This is a genomic window from Methylomicrobium sp. Wu6 (genome assembly GCF_035916875.1).
Classification (GTDB): Bacteria; Pseudomonadota; Gammaproteobacteria; order Methylococcales; family Methylomonadaceae; genus Methylomicrobium.
Genome location: NZ_JAXUHN010000055.1, coordinates 1 through 18,519 on the forward strand (window position 1 = coordinate 1; position 18,519 = coordinate 18,519).

20 protein-coding genes and 1 tRNA gene are annotated in these 18,519 nt (G+C 53.7%); 1 reads left to right on the forward strand and 20 read right to left on the reverse strand.

Features of this window, described 5'->3' with window-relative positions; all coding sequences use genetic code 11:
- Positions 1–217 precede the first annotated feature (217 nt).
- The 18 genes from U2W12_RS05390 to rlmE all read right to left on the reverse strand — a co-directional run bounded on the left by U2W12_RS05390 (position 218) and on the right by rlmE (position 14,259).
- Positions 218–382: a hypothetical protein gene (locus U2W12_RS05390; RefSeq protein ID WP_326499644.1), complete on the reverse strand. Its 165-nt coding sequence runs from the start codon at positions 380–382 to the stop codon at positions 218–220.
- Between the two features lie 259 nt (positions 383–641).
- The gene (locus U2W12_RS05395) at positions 642–1,469 is read right to left on the reverse strand and encodes an integrase arm-type DNA-binding domain-containing protein (RefSeq protein WP_326499645.1); all 828 of its coding nucleotides are present in this window, start codon (positions 1,467–1,469) and stop codon (positions 642–644) included.
- 611 nt (positions 1,470–2,080) lie between these two features.
- Positions 2,081–2,299, reverse strand: coding sequence for a hypothetical protein (locus tag U2W12_RS05400; RefSeq protein WP_326499646.1), 219 nt, complete (start codon positions 2,297–2,299; stop codon positions 2,081–2,083).
- Positions 2,296–2,562 (reverse strand): hypothetical protein, encoded by a 267-nt coding sequence (locus U2W12_RS05405; RefSeq protein ID WP_326499647.1) that lies wholly within the window; start codon positions 2,560–2,562, stop codon positions 2,296–2,298. Before U2W12_RS05405 ends, U2W12_RS05400 begins: the two co-directional genes overlap by 4 nt.
- A gap of 2 nt (positions 2,563–2,564) precedes the next feature.
- On the reverse strand, positions 2,565–2,741 hold the full coding sequence (locus U2W12_RS05410) for a hypothetical protein (protein WP_326499648.1): 177 nt from the start codon (positions 2,739–2,741) through the stop codon (positions 2,565–2,567).
- A complete protein-coding gene (locus U2W12_RS05415; protein WP_326499649.1) occupies positions 2,731–3,243 on the reverse strand; it encodes a hypothetical protein in 513 nt (170 codons plus the stop codon). Before U2W12_RS05415 ends, U2W12_RS05410 begins: the two co-directional genes overlap by 11 nt.
- Entirely contained in the window at positions 3,236–4,921 is a 1,686-nt protein-coding gene (locus U2W12_RS05420) for a DUF927 domain-containing protein (RefSeq protein WP_326499650.1), read from the reverse strand. The genes U2W12_RS05415 and U2W12_RS05420 overlap by 8 nt, the downstream gene beginning before the upstream one ends.
- A gap of 68 nt (positions 4,922–4,989) precedes the next feature.
- Positions 4,990–5,226 carry a hypothetical protein gene (locus tag U2W12_RS05425; RefSeq protein WP_326499651.1) on the reverse strand — a complete coding sequence of 79 codons (237 nt, stop codon included), beginning with the start codon at positions 5,224–5,226 and terminating at the stop codon, positions 4,990–4,992.
- A complete protein-coding gene (locus tag U2W12_RS05430; protein WP_326499652.1) occupies positions 5,226–5,975 on the reverse strand; it encodes a toprim domain-containing protein in 750 nt (249 codons plus the stop codon). Before U2W12_RS05430 ends, U2W12_RS05425 begins: the two co-directional genes overlap by 1 nt.
- Before the next feature lie 233 nt (positions 5,976–6,208).
- A complete protein-coding gene (locus U2W12_RS05435) occupies positions 6,209–6,535 on the reverse strand; it encodes an AlpA family phage regulatory protein (RefSeq protein ID WP_326499653.1) in 327 nt (108 codons plus the stop codon).
- A gap of 105 nt (positions 6,536–6,640) precedes the next feature.
- Positions 6,641–7,168 carry a hypothetical protein gene (locus U2W12_RS05440; protein ID WP_326499654.1) on the reverse strand — a complete coding sequence of 176 codons (528 nt, stop codon included), beginning with the start codon at positions 7,166–7,168 and terminating at the stop codon, positions 6,641–6,643.
- A gap of 100 nt (positions 7,169–7,268) precedes the next feature.
- On the reverse strand, positions 7,269–8,483 hold the full coding sequence (locus U2W12_RS05445) for an integrase arm-type DNA-binding domain-containing protein (RefSeq protein ID WP_326499655.1): 1,215 nt from the start codon (positions 8,481–8,483) through the stop codon (positions 7,269–7,271).
- Positions 8,484–8,686: 203 nt separating this feature from the next.
- A tRNA-Leu gene (locus tag U2W12_RS05450) sits at positions 8,687–8,771 on the reverse strand.
- A 21-nt stretch (positions 8,772–8,792) separates the two neighbouring features.
- On the reverse strand, positions 8,793–9,245 hold the full coding sequence (gene secG, locus U2W12_RS05455) for a preprotein translocase subunit SecG (RefSeq protein ID WP_326499656.1): 453 nt from the start codon (positions 9,243–9,245) through the stop codon (positions 8,793–8,795).
- Positions 9,246–9,261: 16 nt separating this feature from the next.
- Positions 9,262–10,008 carry a triose-phosphate isomerase gene (tpiA, locus tag U2W12_RS05460; protein WP_326499701.1) on the reverse strand — a complete coding sequence of 249 codons (747 nt, stop codon included), beginning with the start codon at positions 10,006–10,008 and terminating at the stop codon, positions 9,262–9,264.
- Positions 10,009–10,062: 54 nt separating this feature from the next.
- A complete protein-coding gene (gene glmM, locus U2W12_RS05465; protein ID WP_326499657.1) occupies positions 10,063–11,403 on the reverse strand; it encodes a phosphoglucosamine mutase in 1,341 nt (446 codons plus the stop codon).
- 158 nt (positions 11,404–11,561) lie between these two features.
- Positions 11,562–13,472, reverse strand: a complete 1,911-nt coding sequence (ftsH, locus tag U2W12_RS05470) for an ATP-dependent zinc metalloprotease FtsH (RefSeq protein WP_326499658.1) — start codon at positions 13,470–13,472, stop codon at positions 11,562–11,564.
- Positions 13,473–13,641: 169 nt separating this feature from the next.
- Positions 13,642–14,259 (reverse strand): 23S rRNA (uridine(2552)-2'-O)-methyltransferase RlmE, encoded by a 618-nt coding sequence (gene rlmE / locus U2W12_RS05475; RefSeq protein WP_326499659.1) that lies wholly within the window; start codon positions 14,257–14,259, stop codon positions 13,642–13,644.
- Between the two features lie 48 nt (positions 14,260–14,307).
- On the opposite strand from rlmE, the gene U2W12_RS05480 reads away from it, so the two are divergent.
- Positions 14,308–14,637, forward strand: coding sequence for a YhbY family RNA-binding protein (locus U2W12_RS05480; protein ID WP_326499660.1), 330 nt, complete (start codon positions 14,308–14,310; stop codon positions 14,635–14,637).
- 60 nt (positions 14,638–14,697) lie between these two features.
- On the opposite strand, the gene greA is transcribed toward U2W12_RS05480, so the two are convergent.
- Positions 14,698–15,177, reverse strand: coding sequence for a transcription elongation factor GreA (greA, locus tag U2W12_RS05485; RefSeq protein ID WP_326499661.1), 480 nt, complete (start codon positions 15,175–15,177; stop codon positions 14,698–14,700).
- Positions 15,178–15,294: 117 nt separating this feature from the next.
- Positions 15,295–18,519: a carbamoyl-phosphate synthase large subunit gene (gene carB / locus U2W12_RS05490; protein WP_326499662.1), complete on the reverse strand. Its 3,225-nt coding sequence runs from the start codon at positions 18,517–18,519 to the stop codon at positions 15,295–15,297.

The window sequence follows — 18,519 nt, forward strand, 5'->3', positions numbered from 1 at the left end:
GAAATACGAGTGGCTGCCATTCCAATCGTTTACACCTACCGAACTTGAGGAGGCTATCGATGAAATCGGCGCTGGTTTTGGCTCTCAATACCAATTTACTTTCTGCTAAGCACTTATAACACTCCGTTAAAGTGCCATCGTTACGAAAGGTCAACCGGAAACGGGGTAACGACTCCCGCTTATCGCCCCGTCGGGCTATCCGGTTCAGATGATTATATTAGCCTATTTGTTTAAAAGGAATCACATCCGCCCCCTTCTTCAATCCATCCAAATAATCCGCCCAAGCCTGCATCATGCGCCGCCGCTCATCCAGGTATTGCGCCCGATTGTAAGCCGCTCTGACCTGATCCCTTGGCATGTGGCACAATTGCCGCTCGATCACATCCGGACTCCAGCCTTGCTCATTTAGAAGGGTTGACGCATGCCCCGGAAGCCGTGCGCCGTCATCGTATCGCTATCATAGCCCATCGTCAGTAAGGCCGTTCTAATCGTATTTTCCGACATGGGGCGGTGATCGCTTCGACTCGATGGGAATACATAGCGGCCGGCTCCTGTCACGAGCTTGACGGCCTCTAAAATAGCGATCGCTTGCGCAGATAGCGGGACAAGAGCAAGGCGCTGGTTTTTGTGATGAATGGTCGTCACTCATGCGCGGTCAGGTCTACGTCTTTCCACTCCATTTGCCGGATTTCTCCGGGACGTTGAAATAGCAGCGGCGATATTTTCAAGGCGCACTGCACCACAAAGGTTCCTTGATAGGCATCAATACAACGCATCAATTGCCCGACCTCCTTCGGATCGGTCAACGCTGCCCGGTGCTTTACCTTCGTTGCCGGGATCTGTTTGGCGACCGCTTGCGCCGGGTCGTAGTCGGTAAAACCGTGCGCGATCGCGTAGGCAAAAGCCACGCTGATTTCGCTGCGAATGCGGTGGACGGTTTCCAGCTTTCCGGTTTCGATCAGCGGTATGATGATGTCGTAAACGTGCGGCGATTTGACTTCATTGAGCGCCATGCGGCCGATTGCTGGGAAAACGTAGATTTCAAAATTTCGGATTTTCTTTTGATGGGTCACTGTATTGACGGTATGCTCGACTGAAGCCAGCCAATCGCGGGTCACATGCTCGAAACTGTTCAGGATCGGCAGGCCGGCATCAAGGCGCTTTTGATTCTCGGCCTGGACCTGTTTAACAGCTTTGGCCTCCTTGCGGGTTTCGCTGGGATCGATGCCATTAGCGACTTTGGCCCGGGCATCTTCGGCCTTGCGGCGGGCGTCGGCCAGTCCGGTAGCCGGATAAACACCCAGTGATAAAGTTTTGCGTTTGCCGTCGATAGAGTAATCCAGACGCCACCATTTCGCGCCGGTCGGCTTGACCAGTAAATGCAGCCCATTGCCGTCATTTAGGCGTTTGCCTTTGTCGCCGGGTTTAGCATTGCTCACGGTCGTGGGTTTCAGTAACTCTTTCGCCATTTTGCAGTAACTCCGTTCAAAAATTACAGTAACTCTGCTTTAAAAGGGGCTGTAACACCGCTTTATGAAATGCGGTAATTGGCTGGATCGGACGGGGGCTTGCAGTAACTTTTCGGTCATTTACAGTAACTCCTTTAAAAAATGCAGTAACTTTTGCGAGGCCGCCAGGTGTTACTGTAAATGTTACTGCATTTTTTGTCGAATGTAGCTGTATTTGGTTGCACTTCTTTGGACAATAAAAAACCCGCAAAGCCTTGCGGCTCGCGGGTTTTTGTACTTCTTTGGTTTTCTTCAAACCTTCAATTGGTGGATGGTCGGACTCGAATTATTTTATATAATACTGATTTATATGCAGTTTTTATATAACTAAATTGAAATACCAACAATAATACCATCATGCCTTCATCGCTTAACGGTCATTTACGAATTTCTTTAGCCATCCGCAATGATTGCCAAATATAGTAATTGAACTAGTCCTATATATGTAATTGAATCAAAACGAAGTTGCCCAGACCGTCTATCTGTCATCGTTGGTGCGTTGTTTGGAGATCAGGAAACCGCCAAACATCGATATTGCCTTTGCTGCTGAATCCAATTTGTTTAGTCTCGATTTAAGGGGCATGCGGCTTCGCCTCCTCATATCCAAACGGCACCAAAAAGATAATGCTATCCGGCGTCGGTGCGCCGGGGTTTTCAGCTTTCCACCGATCGACAGCTTGTTCCTTTGTCTCGCCATTCAAGACGCCGATCAGTTCCAACCTCCGGGGAGTGCTGGTCTGCTGCCGCTGTTCCAGTTTTTCCAGTCTTTCAAGTCTCGTTTTTATGCTCATTGCTTGGACTCCAGTGCTTCGATGCGTTTCTCAAGGTCGCTCCCCTCGATCACCTTCCCGACCGCCTGCAATACCCAAACGAGTTTGCTGGCGGTGGCCGGGTCGATCAGCTCCGACCGGGCCTCACGATAAACCTTCGCCATTTCGCGGCGCACGTCTTGCAGGGTGTCCAGCTTGCAGCGGTAACGCTGGCCTTTCTGCGGGGGTAAGGGTTCAACCTCACCCGTGGTTCCATCGATCTCGACGGGATATTCATTTGCCATTTTCAAGCCTCTTTAGGTGGGGTCTGGTTGCGTTTTTCGACATTGTAAACTCTGAGTTTATATGTGGTTATCCGTTGCCTCCGGTCGATCTCTTTCTTGATCCGTCCGGCGGCAGTGATGTAATTACCCCACATGGCCCAAAGCTCATCATCGTGTTTTTGCTCAAGATCATTCCTCATTGCTGTAATCCTCCCCGGTAGCCGGCTCGATTGTTGCTGCGTCCGAATATTGCTCTCGTACTTCGGTAATGGTCTGCCTCGGCATCGAGCACGAATAGAACTGCGTGCCGTCCGGCCGGGTTATCAGAAATTTGAAGTATCGACCTTCGGCATTGAGGGCGGCTTCGCTGTTGGCGCTCGATAAGTATTTGTCGCATTGGTGCGAGTCATCGGCCCACCAGCACGCGCCGAACGGCATCACTCCAGCCCTACATTCGCCTGATCCGCCGCCGTGGGCGTGATGGCTCTCGAAGTGAATACAGGTCTTGCAGGTGATGGCGGGGTTTGTTTTTGGCTCGGCTGGTTTTGTGTTTTCTGCGTTGGTTTTCGTTTTTTCTGGGGGAACCGGGGGAACCTGGGGAACTTCCAGTAAATCCGCGCCCTCCAGCGGTTCCCTCTGAATTTTTACCGGGGGAACCGGGGGAACCGGCTTAGTCAGTGTCAAAAGCAATCCTTCAAGCATGGCCGCCGCCCTCATCGGGTTTAACCCAATACAGGTTTTTCTTTTCGCCGTGGATCGGGGTTTTTTTTGACCGTTTGCCTTGGTCGCGCTCGACAATCCAGCCCGCGCCATCCAATGAGCTTAATACACGTGTAAAGTCATAATTGCCGCCCGCCTCCCTTAGCGCCGCCGGTGTGAACAGATAAACCCGCCCGCCCGGCCCGTCCGTATACCATCCGGCCCGCTCGGTTTTCGGCGGGTGGTCGCCTCCCTTATCAGTAAACTGAGTATCGCCAAATTTTAGAATGTAATCATTGATCCCTTGCAGGATTTGTATGTCCTCAGTCGCTCCCGATCCGTGTAGCGTCAACCATTGCGTAAACATCGTTTTGCAGGCGTCCAGCGCCGCGCCTTGTTCCAACGGCAATATTCCGGCCTCGATTGCCAGCTCGCCCGCCATCGCATACAGGGCGAACCGGGAAGCGGCCCGCGCCGCTTGGCTATCGGTGTGCTCGAACAGTGTTTCGATTTGCGCCAGGATCGCGCCGAAGTCTGCATTGCCTTGATTGATGATATGCTCGACAAACTTAACGCCCGCGTGCCCGAAATGCTTGGCGGATTCGGCTTTGAAATAGTCGGCCATTTGCCGCCCGTCCTCGAAGTCGTGCAGGGTGTCGAATATGCCAAATTGTCGCGCCGCCGGAATATTCAGCAATCGCACCAATTGCCCGGCCTTGGCTTGTTTTCCGCCTTCCTGCATCATGGCGCTGATGGATCGCTCGCCAGTCGATAGCAGAGTTAAGCGCCAGCGGTGAACGCGCCGCGCCGCGCCGATCCGGCTTGCTCTCGTTTTGCCTACGCCATTGCCCAGACTGTAAACAATCGCGCCGATTTCTTTCGGGTCGGCCTCGTTAATTTCGTCCAGGCATAAACAGGTGTCTGATAATTGCGCCGCTACGCCCTCCAAGCCGTTGCCGGTCGCTCGCCATGTGCGCTTGAAGTCTTCGCCGCCCCATATGGAAGCGCCGACACAAAGCGCCGTGGTTTTACCTATGGATGAATCCCCTACCCAATGCACGCCGCCGGAATCGCGCCCGACTTTCGCCAGCAATGGCGCGGCCAGCGGAACGCAAAGCGAAACCATCAAAACCGGGTTGCCTTCGCAGAATCCGGCCATTTTCCGCCATTCGTGATAATTGCCGCCGGTACGCGCCGCGCCTTCGGATAATGGGCTTTCGCTTTGAAAATACACATTGTCAGCGCCGATAACACGATCCTTTAGCACGAACGCGCCGCCGTTTTGAGTCCACCCGGTTTTGGTGGCCGCCGTGATAACCTTTTTGGGTGTTTCCCATTGCAGATAATCGGCAAGCTGCGCCCGGTTGCGCTGCTCGATCTCGACGCCAGACGCCAACAATTCGCCGCGCAATTCTTCGCACGATCCGCGCAATAGCTCCATTGGCATAGCCCACATGCGCCAGCGCCCTAAAGAATCACGGAACCTCAGCAAACGCCCGAATAACTGCCCGTCCTCGGTGTTGGTCAGTCCATCGATGTAAAGGGGAGAACAAATTCGCGCCGGGATAAAAGCCGGTGGTTTCTTTTCGGTGCCTTCCGTCATCCTGCAATGCCAGACTCCCGGCTTGCACTTACTGCCGCCCATGCTAAACCAATCATCCTTGACCAAAAAACACGGCATTTTCAAGTTTTCAATATCGATCTTTTCCAGGTCTTCGCCGCTATCATGCAGCGGGTTGGCTGCATCGTTTAAATCAATGGCGGTTCCCCGGGTTCCCTCTGTGTTTTTTTTGGGGAACCGCTGAAAGCCGCGCCGTTGCTGGTGGTTCCCCCGGTTCCCTCGGTTCCCTTGGATTTTTCAATATCCAAGTGATTGCGCGATTCTTTCGGTTTCGACTCACCATGATTCGGTAAAGGCTCGAATGGCGAAGTATTGAAATTTTGGTTTTTGGGGGAACCAGAGAACTTTTCTAGTGATCCAGTCATTAAGCTACCTCCATGCTCGCCGCGTCCTTCCAGGTATTGATTGCATCATTAAAGTCAGTTCCCACGATTGGCGGCAACAGATAACGCCCGCCCACGGCCAGCGCCGCCGCCCGCGCCGCTTTCTGGCCGGTGCCGCTTTCATCGTTGTCGCCGCAAATAATGATTTCGTGGTTCAGGTAAAGCACCCTGATCCGTTTGGCGACTGGTTCCAGATTGCCCGCATTGAAGGCAACAATGCAAGGCTGTTTGAACCATTCGTGCAGACTTGCGCCGGTGGCGAAACCTTCGGCTATCAATATCCGGCAAGGCTCGGCCAGCGTAACGCCAGACATGCCGATCCCGAAAAATCCACCTTTGATTTCGCCGCCAGGAAGGAAGCGCTTTGATCCGTCGGCTTCGATGAATTGCAGAGAAGTTAAACCGGATTCCCCCATAATCGGGATAACCAGCGATTCATGGCTCCGGTAAACGCTGATCCGCGCTCCATGTGGTCGGATGAGTTTGTTTACCAAGTAAGGGTGTTGGCTTGGGTCGGTGATCGGCTTCGACCTCGCCCAGATAAACCGGGCTTTGTCGGCGGCGGCCCGATGCGTTTCTCGGCGTTCGATCTCTCGGCGTTTCTGCTCGGCCTCGATAACGGCCCGATCTGCTGGCGACAACTTAGCCCGCTGGCCGTCGGCTCGCCAGGTGAAAGAATGGCCGGTTGTGTAGTCCAGCGCCCAGCCTGCCGGATGGCAGTCCAGGTGCAAGATGTAAGCGCCGTTCTTCGATCCGGGCTTGTGTCCATCAATGCGTGAGCGGTGCAGAACGCCATCGGCTTTAATTTCGCCGGTCAGTTTGATGCCGGCTGCGTGCGCCGCTTCAAGGAATTGGACTTCAACAGCGGACAGGGTAAAATGGCGTTGCTCTGAATATCTTGGAAAACCGCCAGCGCCGCCCCCCCCCCCGCTCTGGCGGTTTTCGTGCGTTTGGGGTCATAAAATCAACCCTTCGTGCAGGCAATCCGCGCCGCTTCGAGTTCGGTAACAAGCTTCCTGATTTCATCTTCTGATTTGCCAGCGATACGCGCCGCGTTTATCGCCGCGACTTCGTTAGCTGGCCAGCCCACTTGTATTGCATCCCCGTTTTTGTCACGCCCTGTACAAACAGGCTTGGGGAAAAGCCCCCGCTCTATCTTGCGATAAATCGTCGATCTACTATCGCCGGTTACTTGTTCGATTGCGGGTCGGCGTAAAAGCGGTTTAACGTCTGGCACGATTGCCGCCGCTACAATGTTTCGAGTAGGTTGGGTAAGGATAGGTGTAGCCATTTGCTTTCCTGATAAGGGTTGCGCCGCTCCGGGATTGGTGCGGTATGGCTTCGATATTATGGTAATATTTTTCTTCTTCGCATTGATTCAATAAGACTTATTGAATCAACCTTTTGTTTTCAATGAGTTATTAGATAAGAAGCATTCAGATCGCCACAGCAGCACGAATAGGAAATCAGGGCAATGCTCATGGCAAATGTCTAAAAATAGCCCGTACTTTATTCGGGAATACCGAGACTCGATACTTTCCACTGACTTGAATATATCTTCATCAATATGGTATTTACTGAAAATCTCAGAAATGGCAAGATTAACGCTAATCCCGGGATTTTCCTTAATAAGCTGCCAAGCCAAAGCCATAACATAATCAGTAGCTTCCTGTTCATCACGCTGCTTTAGAAAATGTTTCCCTTGTTTGGCCTTAAGCCCAAAGCATTCATCTAATGTCTTCTCACCATTAGCATCTAAATAAGCTGTAAAACGATTAGCAAGTACAGACAACATTTTTAACGGTGGACTCTGCCCTACTTTTACAAGTGCGGCAAAGAACCGAATTATCGTCACAATGTCATCTTCGGGCCATTGTTCAGCACAGTCCATGATCATTTGCTTGGCTAATTCTTTATGTTCCATTTACGCTCCTTCAAAGCGCCTGCCTTCAAAGTAGGAACCACGCCAGCCGGTTGAAGATGTCCGGCTTTCGCCCCGTCGGGCTAGGCGTAGTTGTTCAGTATTATGCGGTTTTTTTGATTGGAATAATTTCCGCGCCTAACCGCAAACTGTCCAAGTAATCAGCCCACCATTGCAGCATTTTGACTCGTTCGGGTAGGTATTGCGCCCGGTTATAGGCGGCCCGAACACTGTCACGTTCGCCATGGGCAAGCTGCCGTTCTATCGCGTCTGGATGGAATAGATGAGACTCATTAAGTCGAGTGCTCGCCATCGATCGGAAGCCGTGCGCGGTCATTTCATCACCGCCATAGCCTAGCCGTCTCAATGCGCCGGTGATCGTATTTTCGCTCATTGGCCGCTCAGCGCTCCGAACACTGGGAAAAACATAACGTCCGCTGCCGGTTAATGGTCTGATTTCTTCCAAAATCTCGATAGCTTGACTTGATAGCGGGACAATGTGTTCGTCACGCATCTTCATTTTATGGCCGGGTATGCGCCACTCCTTGCGGTCGAGGTTTATATCGCACCATTCCGCCTTTCGGACTTCGCCAGGGCGCAACATAACGAAAAACGAGAGTTTAAACGCGCATCGGGTTTCAAGATTGCCTGTGTATCCGTAAACAGCACGCAACAATTCCCCGATCTTGCCGGGGTCGGTAATCGCTGAATAATGCGTAACCAATACGGGCTTTAATGCGCCTTGCAAATCGGGGACCGGATTTCTTGTTGCTCTGCCCGTTGCAATAGCAAACCTGAATATCTGGCCAATGGTCCGTTTGGCTGTATGCGCAAGCTCATTTGCACCACGGGCCTCGATACGGCGCAAAACGGTTAAGATTTCCGGCGCTTCGATCTCCACCAATGGGCGACCACCCAGCCAGGGAAAAACGTCCTTATCGAGTCGTACCAATGTTCGCTTGGCATGGTCCTCGGTCTTGTCGGACATGTGTATGTGATGCCATTCACGGGCAATCACTTCAAAACTGTTCGCTGCGCGCTCGGCATTTGCGGCCTTAAGCGCTTTACGCTGTGCGGAGGGATCGCTACCCGCCGCCAGTAACTTACGAGATTCGGCCAATTTTTCCCGCGCATCCGATAACCCAACGTATGGATATGCGCCGAATGACAAAGTCTTCTGCTTGCCTCCGTTTCGATAGTTGAAACGCCATAATTTCCCGCCCTGCGGCGTAATGTAGAGATAAAGCCCGTTTTCATCGGCTAACTTGTAAGGCTTATCTTTTGGTTTCGCGCGTCTCGCTTGAATGTCGCTCAACATATGACCTCCAACATGGTTTGATGGTACGCGTTATTGCTGATGATGGTATCTGCTGCACGGAAAAACACAGTACCAACAAAAATACCAGCAAGTTTGATGGTATTGCATGATACAGGCAGGGAAAGTTTGAGACAATAAAAAACCCGCAAAGCCTTGCGACTCGCGGGTTTTGAGACTGTTTGAGACTGTCTGAGTCTGTGATTTGGTGCCGATGGTCGGATTTGAACCGACACGACTTGCGTCACCACCCCCTCAAGATGGCGTGTCTACCAATTTCACCACATCGGCAAATTTTTTGAACAGGACGTGCTACTTTTTAGCGGCTTCCTTTTTCGGCGCCGGTTCTGCAACAGGAGCCACAGCCTCCGCGGGTTTGTCGGCTACCACTGGCGCTGGAGTTACCGGAGCCGCGTCAGTTGACGGCTGAGGCGCAGTAGGAACCGTAGTATCGATTTTTGCGCCTTCAACACTCGGCAATTCCAGACTTTCTTTCTCGCCAGCCGCGCCGCTCATGATGTCGGTTACGCCGCCGCGATGTCCGTTGAATACCGCAAGGCCCAAACTGGTCGCAAAAAACAAAGTAGCAAGGATCGCGGTGGTTCTGGACAGAAACGAGGCCGCGCCTTGCGCACCGAAAACCGAACCGGATGCGCCGGTGCCGAATGCGGCCCCAGCATCGGCGCCTTTGCCTTGCTGCATCAGCACCAAGCCGATGATGCCTAAGCCCAGCAAGACGTGAATTATTATAATAGCCTGATACATAGAAAGTCTAAAATTCTTAAATCGAGTGATAAATCTTCAGGAAGGAATCGGCATCCAGGGACGCGCCGCCAATCAGGCCGCCGTCGATATCAGGCATCGCAAATAAGCCTTTGGCGTTGTCCGGCTTGCAACTGCCGCCGTACAAGATTTGCAATTTAGCTGCGATGTCCTGATTTTGCTTCGCAAAATAATTGCGGATATAAGCGTGTACTTCCTGCGCCTGATCGTCGGTCGCGGTCTTACCGGTGCCGATAGCCCAGACCGGTTCGTAAGCGATCACCGCAGCCCGGAAAGCTTCGATGCCGGCGGCTTTTATCACCGCATCGAGCTGTACGTCGATTACCGCGAAGGTTTCGTTTTGCTCGCGTTGCTCCAACGTTTCACCGACACATAAAATTGGAATGATGTTTTGGGTTTGCGCTTGAACGAAACGCGCGGCGACCGATTCGTTGGTATCGCCATAATAGCTGCGTCTTTCGGAATGGCCGACGATCGCATATTTGCAACCGAATTCAGCCAGCATTGCCGCGGAGATTTCACCGGTGTAAGCGCCGGAAGCCTTATCCGCGATATTTTGCGAGCCGAGAGCAAGATGAGTGCCTTTGACGTGTTCGCTGACAGCCGGAATTTGAACGTAAGGAACACAAACCGCAATATCGCCCTCGGTATTTCCGAGACCCGCAAGGATGCCTTGCACGAGCGAATTTGCGCTGGCGAGTGTGCCATTCATTTTCCAATTGCCAACAACCAGAGACCGACGCATCATTTTCCCCTCAAAGAACTAAATCGAGCATTCTAATATAAATTGCGCTTGGTTTCAAGCCTGCAATGAATTCCTGACTGCGTCGGCGAGTTCGTTTGCATATTCGTTGACCGTATCTTCATAACGGCCTTCGACCATCACCCGAATCAACGGCTCGGTCCCCGAAGCCCGAAGCAACACCCTGCCTTCGTTGCCGAGTTTTTGCTCTACCGCTTTGACCGCTTTTTGGATCGGCTCGCTCTGATCGGGATTGATCCTTTTGTCGGTTCTGACATTGACCAGCACCTGCGGAAATTTTTGCATGCCGGCCTTCAGCTCTTGCAATGATTTGCCGCTGTTGTGCATCTCGGCCAGCACCTGCAGTGCAGAGATGATGCCATCGCCGGTCGTCGTTCGATCCAAACAGATGATGTGACCGGAGCCTTCGCCACCGAGAAGTCCCTCGTGCTCGACCAGCATTTCCATCACATAGCGGTCGCCCACATTCGCGCGCAATAATTTGACCCCAAGGCGCTTCAAACCGATTTCCATACCCAGATTGGTCATCAACGTGCCGACCACCGGCCCGTAAAGCAGTCCTTCCTGCAGACGGGATTTGGCGATGATGTAAACCAACTCATCGCCATCGACGATTTCGCCCTGATGATCGACCATGATCAGCCGGTCGCCATCGCCGTCGAGCGCAATCCCCAAGTCGGCCCGCTGCTCCAGAACGGCTTGAGCAAGCTTGTCCGGATGCGTCGCACCGCATTTCTCGTTGATATTCAGTCCGTTCGGTTCGCCGCCGAGCACGGACACTTCTGCCCCGACTTCGCGGAGTACATGCGGCGCAATATGATAGGTCGCGCCGTGCGCGCAGTCGATCACGATTTTGAGACCTTTGAAATCGAGTCTGGGCGGCACGCTGGCCTTGCAAAATTCGATATAACGTCCGGCCGCATCGACCTGGCGCTTGGCCTTGCCGAGACTCGAGGAGTCGACCGTGGTCATTGGCGAATCCAGATAGTATTCGATCTGCTCTTCGACTTCATCGGGTAGCTTGATGCCCTGCACCGAAAAGAACTTCACGCCATTGTCATAATAAGGATTGTGCGAGGCGCTGATTACGATGCCGGCCTTGGCCCGCAACGTGCGGGTTAAATAGGCGATGCCCGGCGTCGGCATCGGCCCCAACAGGCGGGTGCCGACGCCGGCGGCGGTCAGGCCAGATTCGATCGCCGATTCGAACATATAGCCGGAGATGCGCGTATCCTTACCGACCAACACGAAGCCGGAACCTTCGCTCGCAAACACCTTTCCGGCTGCCCAGCCCAATTTCAGAAAAAAATCCGGCGTAATCGGATAGTCGCCGACCTTGCCACGAATCCCATCGGTTCCAAAATATTTCTTTGCCATGCTCTAACATCCTTCGTGGAAATGATTCAGGATCGGCAAAAACGAAGCGCTTGCCATATAAAATCCTGCCGATTTCCGATTTGTACACAAAAAAAAGGAGAGACTACGGGCAGGCAGCCTCTCCTTGTTCATCATATAAATGACTTGTTCAGCGACGCCTAATTTTGTTTGGCGGCTTCGCCTAAAGATCCGAGTTTGTCGTCTTTCGAATTCGCATCGCCGGTCGAAGGAAATGAAGAAGGGGTCGAATCATCCCAACCCTGTGGCGTCCTGACGGGTTGCCGCGCCATTAAGTCGTCTATCTGATATTTGTCGATCGTTTCGTATTTGATCAACGCATCGGCCATCGCATGCAGAATATCGATGTTTTGCTTCAATATGTTTTCCGCGCGTTCGTAGTTTCGATCGATAATCGAACGAATCTCTTCATCGATCGTATGCGAGGTTTCTTCGGCAACCGTCTTGTGTTGAGTAACCGAGCGCCCCAAAAAGACCTCGCCCTCTTCCTCGCTGTACGCAAGAGGCCCGAGGCGTTGCGACAGACCCCACTTGGTGACCATGTTCCGGGCCAGTTCGGTCGCGCGCTCAATATCGTTCGAGGCGCCGGTGCTGACCTGTTCCCAGCCGAAGATCATTTCCTCGGCGATACGGCCGCCGTACAGACTCGAAATCATGCTGTCCAGTTTTTGCTTGCTGGCGCTGTACTGATCGCGCTCGGGCAGGAACATCGTGACGCCCAAGGCCCGCCCGCGCGGCATGATGCTGACCTTATAGACCGGATCATGCTCGGGCACGAGCCGGCCGACGATCGCATGACCGGCCTCGTGGTACGCGGTCATCTTCTTTTCCTTGTCGTTCATCACCATCGAGCGCCGTTCCGCGCCCATGATCAGCTTGTCCTTGGCTTTTTCCAGATCGGACATATTGACCAAACGCTTGTTCAAGCGTGCCGCGAACAATGCCGCCTCGTTGATCAGATTCGCCAGATCGGCGCCGGAAAAACCGGGCGTGCCCTGTGCAATGTATTTGACCTCGACATCGGTATCGGTCGGTACTTTTTTTAGATGCACCTTCAGAATTTGCTCTCTACCTCTGACATCCGGCAGACCGACCGTGATTTGCCGGTCGAAACGGCCCGGGCGCAACAAAGCCTTATCGAGCACATCGGGCCGGTTGGTCGCCGCGATCACGATAATGCCTTCGTTGCCTTCAAAACCGTCCATTTCGACCAACAGTTGGTTCAGGGTTTGCTCGCGCTCGTCATTACCGCCGCCGAGTCCAGCGCCGCGCTGACGACCGACCGCGTCGATCTCGTCGATAAAAATGATGCAAGGCGCATGCTTTTTAGCCGTTTCGAACATATCCCGCACCCGCGAGGCGCCTACCCCGACGAACATTTCGACGAAATCCGAGCCGGAAATCGTGAAAAACGGCACTTTGGCTTCGCCTGCAATCGCCCGGGCCAACAAAGTTTTACCGGTACCCGGAGGACCTATCATCAAAGCGCCGCGCGGGATTTTCCCTCCCAAGCGCTGATACTTGGCGGGATCTTTCAGAAAATCGACCATCTCGACCACTTCTTCCTTCGCTTCATCGCAGCCTGCGACATCGGCGAATGTCACTTTGATCTGATCCTCCTCGAGCATGCGCGCCTTGCTTTTGCCGAAGCTCATTGCGCCACGCGCGCCGCCGCCACCCTGCATCTGCCGCATGAAAAAGACCCACACCGCAATCAACAGCAGCATCGGTCCAAACGACACCAGCAATTGCATCAGCATTGAAGGCTGCTCCGGGGGCGTGGCCTTGATATCGACACCGTTGGCCAATAAGTCATCGACCATATGCGGGTCGTTCGGCGCATAGGTTCTGAATATCTGACCCGTCTGCATCTTGCCTTTGACGACCTGATCATCAATCATCACCTGACTGACTTGGCCGGATTTGACCGCATCGATGAATTGCGAGTAAGACAACGTCGAATCCGTACCTTCCATCTGCGGACCGAAATTGTTAAAAATGGACATCAACACCACGGCGATGACCACCCATAAAATAATATTTTTCAACATCTCGTTCAATTTACACGACCTGGGCCGAAATGGCTCTCGTAATAAAATTAGGCATCATTATATCAGTAGACCGGGGCATTGCCTGCCGATATTTCAGCTATTAGTAGACCGAAACATCCATTTCGACTCTGTTATTGGACATTTGTTAAAGACATGGGGACATTTGCAGTTATTTAAAGCCCCGTGCCAGCAAATAGACTTCGTTGCTGCGGGACCGCGAGGCTTTCGGCTTTCTGATCATCACCTTGGCGAATAACTTCTGCGCCTGTTTGCAATAAGCTTCAAAGCCTTCACCCTGAAACAGCTTGACCAAAAACGTACCGTCTTTTGCGAGCACAGCCTCTGCCATTTCCAACGCCAACTCGCCCAGATACAACGAGCGCGGCTGATCGACGCCCTTGCTGCCGCTCATGTTCGGCGCCATGTCCGACAATACCAGATCGACACGCTTATCTTCAAGCGCCGCCATCAACTGATCGAATACGGCTTGTTCGCGAAAATCGCCCTGAATGAATTCGACACCGTCGATCGGTTCAATGTCCAGAATATCCAGCGCAATGATCCGACACTGGTTGCCGAGCAGTTGCTTGGCATATTGCGACCAACCGCCCGGCGCGGCCCCCAGATCGACGATGCGCATCCCCGGCTTCAGGATATGGTCTTTTTCTTGTATCTCCTTCAGCTTGAAAACTGCGCGCGAGCGATAACCAAGCTTTTGCGCCATTTTGACGTATTCATCATCAAAATGTTCCTGCATCCAGCGACTGCTGCTTTTTGTTCGGGCCATGGCAAATTTTTTTGGTGTAGAATAGGCTTTTTTGTTTAGGAAAATTGAGTGGACTCAACGGATAAGAAACGACTCCGGGCCGAGGCGCACAGCCACAAACCGGTCATCATGATCGGCCAGGCAGGTCTGACGCCTGCGGTATTGGCGGAAATCGAAATCGCGCTCGACTGCCACGAGTTGCTTAAAGTCAGAATACGCGCCGAAAGGGAAGAACGCCAAACGATCGGTGACGAAATCATCGCGTCGACCGGCGCAGAAATGATTCAGATGATCGGGCAAATCGCGGTGTTATACAGAGCAAATCCTGAAAAAAGGATTAAAAAAGAGGCTCCGGTCAAGAAGCCAAAACCAAAAAAGGCCTTTAATAACCGCCGGTAAAAACACACGGTTCAAGGCAAACGCGGGAAGATCCAGGCGCCTTGAACCCTGTATCCTATCTTAGATATACTCGACCGAAATAATTTCGTATTCGACATTGCCGCTCGGCGTCTTAACCGTAACGACATCGCCGGTTTCCTTGCCGATCAAAGCTCTGGCAATCGGCGAACCGATGGAAATGCGGCCTTCCTTAATATTCGCTTCGTCTTCGCCGACGATCTGGTAAACAACCGTCCTTCCCGAATCCACATCCTCGATCTCGACGGTCGCGCCGAACACGACCTTGCCGTTCGGATCGAGTTTGGTCACGTCGATAATTTGCGCGTTCGACAATTTCGCCTCGATTTCCATGATGCGACCTTCCGAAAAGCTTTGCTGCTCGCGCGCCGCGTGGTATTCGGCGTTTTCCTTTAAATCACCGTGGGCGCGCGCGGTCGCGATCGCCTGAATGATGCGCGGGCGGGTCACCGTTTTCAATTCTTCCAGTTCCGCGCGCAGCTTTTCCGCTCCTTTCACGGTAAGAGGTACTTTCGTAGTCATTTAATTTACAACTCCAATCTTTTATTTACATTCCTTTTTGGGAATTCAAAACTTAACTTGGGCAATCCTGCAAAAAAACCGTAGGCCGTATGCGCTACGCTTATCCATACTACAAGCCTACAAATCCGCGATACTTTTATGCAAATCCTGCAAGCAGTTCACACTGCCCGCATCCAGCTCACCTAAAGCATAACAGGCCGCTTTCGCGCCGGCCATCGTCGTGTAGTAATTGACCCGGTGCTGCAACGCTTCGCGGCGCATCGTGAACGAATCGGCGATCGCCTTCTTGCCCTCGGTGGTGTTGATGATCATCTGAATTTGTCCGTTTTTGATCATATCGACCGTATTCGGACGCCCCTGATTCACTTTATACACCACCTCGCAGGCAATTCCCGCCTCCTGCAACACCTTGGCGGTGCCGCCGGTCGCGACGATTTCATATTTCTTTTCGGTCAGCATGCGCGCGATCTCAGGCAATTTCGACTTGTCCGCATCGCGGATGCTGATCAATACCTTACCGCTGTGATTCAGCTTGACGCCGGTCGCGCGTTGCGACTTCGCGAACGCCTCGCCGAAGGTCTTGCCGATCCCCATCACTTCTCCGGTCGATTTCATTTCCGGCCCCAACAGCGGATCGACGCCGGGGAACTTGACGAACGGGAACACCGCTTCCTTGACCGAGAAATAGTCCGGGATGCGTTCCTCGGTTACGCCCTGCTCGGCCAGCGATTTGCCGACCATGCAGCGCGCGGCGATTTTGGCCAGCGGGTAGCCTGTCGCTTTCGACACGAACGGCGCGGTGCGCGAGGCACGCGGATTCACTTCCAGCACGTAAATATCGTTGCCCTGGATCGCGAACTGCGTATTCATCAGACCCCGGACGCCGAGCGCCTCGGCCATCGCGCGCACTTGCACGCGCAGGCGGTCCTGCAACTCCACAGGCAACTCATAAGGCGGCAAGGAACACGCCGAATCGCCCGAATGAATGCCGGCCTGCTCGATGTGCTCCATCAGGCCGCCGATCAGCACGTTCTCGCCGTCGTAAATCGCATCGACGTCCATCTCTACCGCGTCGTCGAGGAAACGGTCGAGCAGGACCGGCGAATCGTTCGAGACGCTGACCGCCTCTTTCATGTAGCGCTGCAGGCCCTCTTCGTTGAACACGATCTCCATCGCCCGGCCGCCCAATACATAAGAAGGCCGCACGACCAGCGGATAACCCAGATCCTTCGCCGCATTCAGCGCTTGCTCGACCGAACGCGCGGTCGCATTCGGCGGCTGCTTCAGGTCCAGTCTTTCGAGCAGCTTCTGGAAGCGTTCGCGGTCTTCGGCCAAGTCGATCGAATCGGGCGAGGTACCGATGATCGGCACGCCGGCCGCTTCCAACGCACGCGCGAGTTTTAGCGGGGTCTGGCCGCCATATTGCACGATCACGCCCTTCGGCTTTTCGATATGCACGATCTCGAGCACGTCTTCGAGCGTCAACGGCTCGAAATACAGCCGGTCAGAGGTGTCGAAATCGGTCGAAACGGTTTCCGGGTTACAGTTGACCATGATCGTCTCGTAACCGTCTTCGCGCAGCGCCATCGCCGCATGTACGCAGCAGTAGTCGAATTCGATGCCCTGTCCGATCCGGTTCGGTCCGCCGCCGAGGATGATAATCTTTTCGCGGTCCGAAACGCGCGCCTCGCATTCTTCCTCATAGGTCGAATACAGATAGGCGGTGTCGGACGAAAACTCGGCCGCGCACGAATCGATGCGCTTGAAGACCGGGCGCACGCCGAGCTTGTGGCGGACGTTGCGCACTTCCGATTCGGTCGCGCCGAGCAGTTTCGCCAGGCGCTGGTCCGAAAAGCCTTTGCGTTTCAGCCTGAACAGCTCACCTTCCTTCAATGTCGCCAAAGTCTTGGTCGCCAGCGATTTTTCGGTGGTGATCAAGTCCTCGACCTGCGCCAGAAACCATGGGTCGATCTTGCTGGCCTCGTGTACATCTTCGAAAGACATGCCGTTCCGGAACGCGTCTGCGACATAGCGCAGGCGATGCGGCCCCGGATGGCGCAATTCGCGCTGCATGTTTTCGTGCGCGTCGACTTCCTGCATGTCGATGATTTCATCGAGTCCGCTGATGCCGATTTCGAGTCCGCGCAAGGCTTTTTGCAGCGACTCCTGGAAGGTGCGGCCGATCGCCATCACCTCGCCGACCGATTTCATCTGCGTGGTCAGGCGGTCATCGGCCTGCGGAAATTTTTCAAACGTAAAGCGCGGCACCTTGGTGACCACATAATCGATCGTCGGCTCGAACGAAGCCGGAGTCTTGCCGCCGGTGATTTCGTTCTTCAGTTCGTCGAGCGTATAGCCGACCGCAAGTTTCGCGGCGACCTTCGCGATCGGAAAGCCGGTCGCTTTCGAGGCCAAGGCAGACGAACGCGACACGCGCGGATTCATCTCGATCACGATCAGCCGTCCGTTTTCGGGGTTGATCGCGACCTGCACGTTCGAGCCGCCGGTATCGACGCCGATTTCGCGCAATACCGCCACCGCGACATTCCGCAGAATCTGATATTCCTTGTCAGTCAGGGTTTGCGCGGGCGCGACCGTGATCGAATCGCCGGTATGCACACCCATCGGGTCGAAATTTTCGATCGAGCAGACGATGATGCAGTTATCCTTCGAATCGCGCACGACTTCCATTTCGAATTCTTTCCAGCCGAGCACCGACTCTTCGATCAACAGCTCGTTGGTCGGCGACAGATCGAGTCCGCGCTCGCAGATTTCGATAAATTCCTCGCGATTATAGGCAATGCCGCCGCCGCTGCCGCCCATCGTGAACGACGGCCGGATGATGGTCGGATAGCCGACTTCCTGCTGCGCGGCGAGCGCTTCTTCGAGCGAATGCGCGGTTTTCGATTTGGCGACTTCGAAGCCGATCTTGCGCATTGCCTGATTGAACAGTTCGCGGTCTTCGGCTTTATTGATCGCTTCCTTGCTTGCGCCGATCATCTCGACGCCGTATTTCTCGAGCACGCCGTTCGCATCCAAAGCGAGCGCACAATTCAATGCGGTTTGTCCGCCCATCGTCGGCAAAATGGCGTCCGGACGTTCCTTTTCGATGATTTTCTCGACCGTTTGCCAGTCGATCGGCTCGATATAGATCGCATCGGCCATGTCCGGATCGGTCATGATCGTGGCCGGATTCGAGTTGACCAGGATCACCCGGTAGCCTTCCTCGCGCAACGCCTTGCAGGCCTGCGTGCCGGAATAATCAAACTCGCAGGCCTGGCCGATCACGATCGGGCCCGCGCCGAGTAATAAAATCGATTTGATGTCGGTTCTTTTTGGCAT

Bases quoted from the DNA above. Each gene is read 5' to 3' on its own strand.
- U2W12_RS05395 (WP_326499645.1), bottom strand. From the start codon at position 1,469: ATGGCGAAAGAGTTACTGAAACCCACGACCGTGAGCAATGCTAAACCC.
- U2W12_RS05400 (WP_326499646.1), bottom strand. From the start codon at position 2,299: ATGAGCATAAAAACGAGACTTGAAAGACTGGAAAAACTGGAACAGCGG.
- U2W12_RS05405 (WP_326499647.1), bottom strand. From the start codon at position 2,562: ATGGCAAATGAATATCCCGTCGAGATCGATGGAACCACGGGTGAGGTT.
- U2W12_RS05410 (WP_326499648.1), bottom strand. From the start codon at position 2,741: ATGAGGAATGATCTTGAGCAAAAACACGATGATGAGCTTTGGGCCATG.
- U2W12_RS05415 (WP_326499649.1), bottom strand. From the start codon at position 3,243: ATGCTTGAAGGATTGCTTTTGACACTGACTAAGCCGGTTCCCCCGGTT.
- U2W12_RS05420 (WP_326499650.1), bottom strand. From the start codon at position 4,921: ATGCCGTGTTTTTTGGTCAAGGATGATTGGTTTAGCATGGGCGGCAGT.
- U2W12_RS05425 (WP_326499651.1), bottom strand. From the start codon at position 5,226: ATGACTGGATCACTAGAAAAGTTCTCTGGTTCCCCCAAAAACCAAAAT.
- U2W12_RS05435 (WP_326499653.1), bottom strand. From the start codon at position 6,535: ATGGCTACACCTATCCTTACCCAACCTACTCGAAACATTGTAGCGGCG.
- U2W12_RS05440 (WP_326499654.1), bottom strand. From the start codon at position 7,168: ATGGAACATAAAGAATTAGCCAAGCAAATGATCATGGACTGTGCTGAA.
- U2W12_RS05445 (WP_326499655.1), bottom strand. From the start codon at position 8,483: ATGTTGAGCGACATTCAAGCGAGACGCGCGAAACCAAAAGATAAGCCT.
- secG (WP_326499656.1), bottom strand. From the start codon at position 9,245: ATGTATCAGGCTATTATAATAATTCACGTCTTGCTGGGCTTAGGCATC.
- tpiA (WP_326499701.1), bottom strand. From the start codon at position 10,008: ATGCGTCGGTCTCTGGTTGTTGGCAATTGGAAAATGAATGGCACACTC.
- glmM (WP_326499657.1), bottom strand. From the start codon at position 11,403: ATGGCAAAGAAATATTTTGGAACCGATGGGATTCGTGGCAAGGTCGGC.
- ftsH (WP_326499658.1), bottom strand. From the start codon at position 13,472: ATGTTGAAAAATATTATTTTATGGGTGGTCATCGCCGTGGTGTTGATG.
- rlmE (WP_326499659.1), bottom strand. From the start codon at position 14,259: ATGGCCCGAACAAAAAGCAGCAGTCGCTGGATGCAGGAACATTTTGAT.
- greA (WP_326499661.1), bottom strand. From the start codon at position 15,177: ATGACTACGAAAGTACCTCTTACCGTGAAAGGAGCGGAAAAGCTGCGC.
- carB (WP_326499662.1), bottom strand. From the start codon at position 18,519: ATGCCAAAAAGAACCGACATCAAATCGATTTTATTACTCGGCGCGGGC.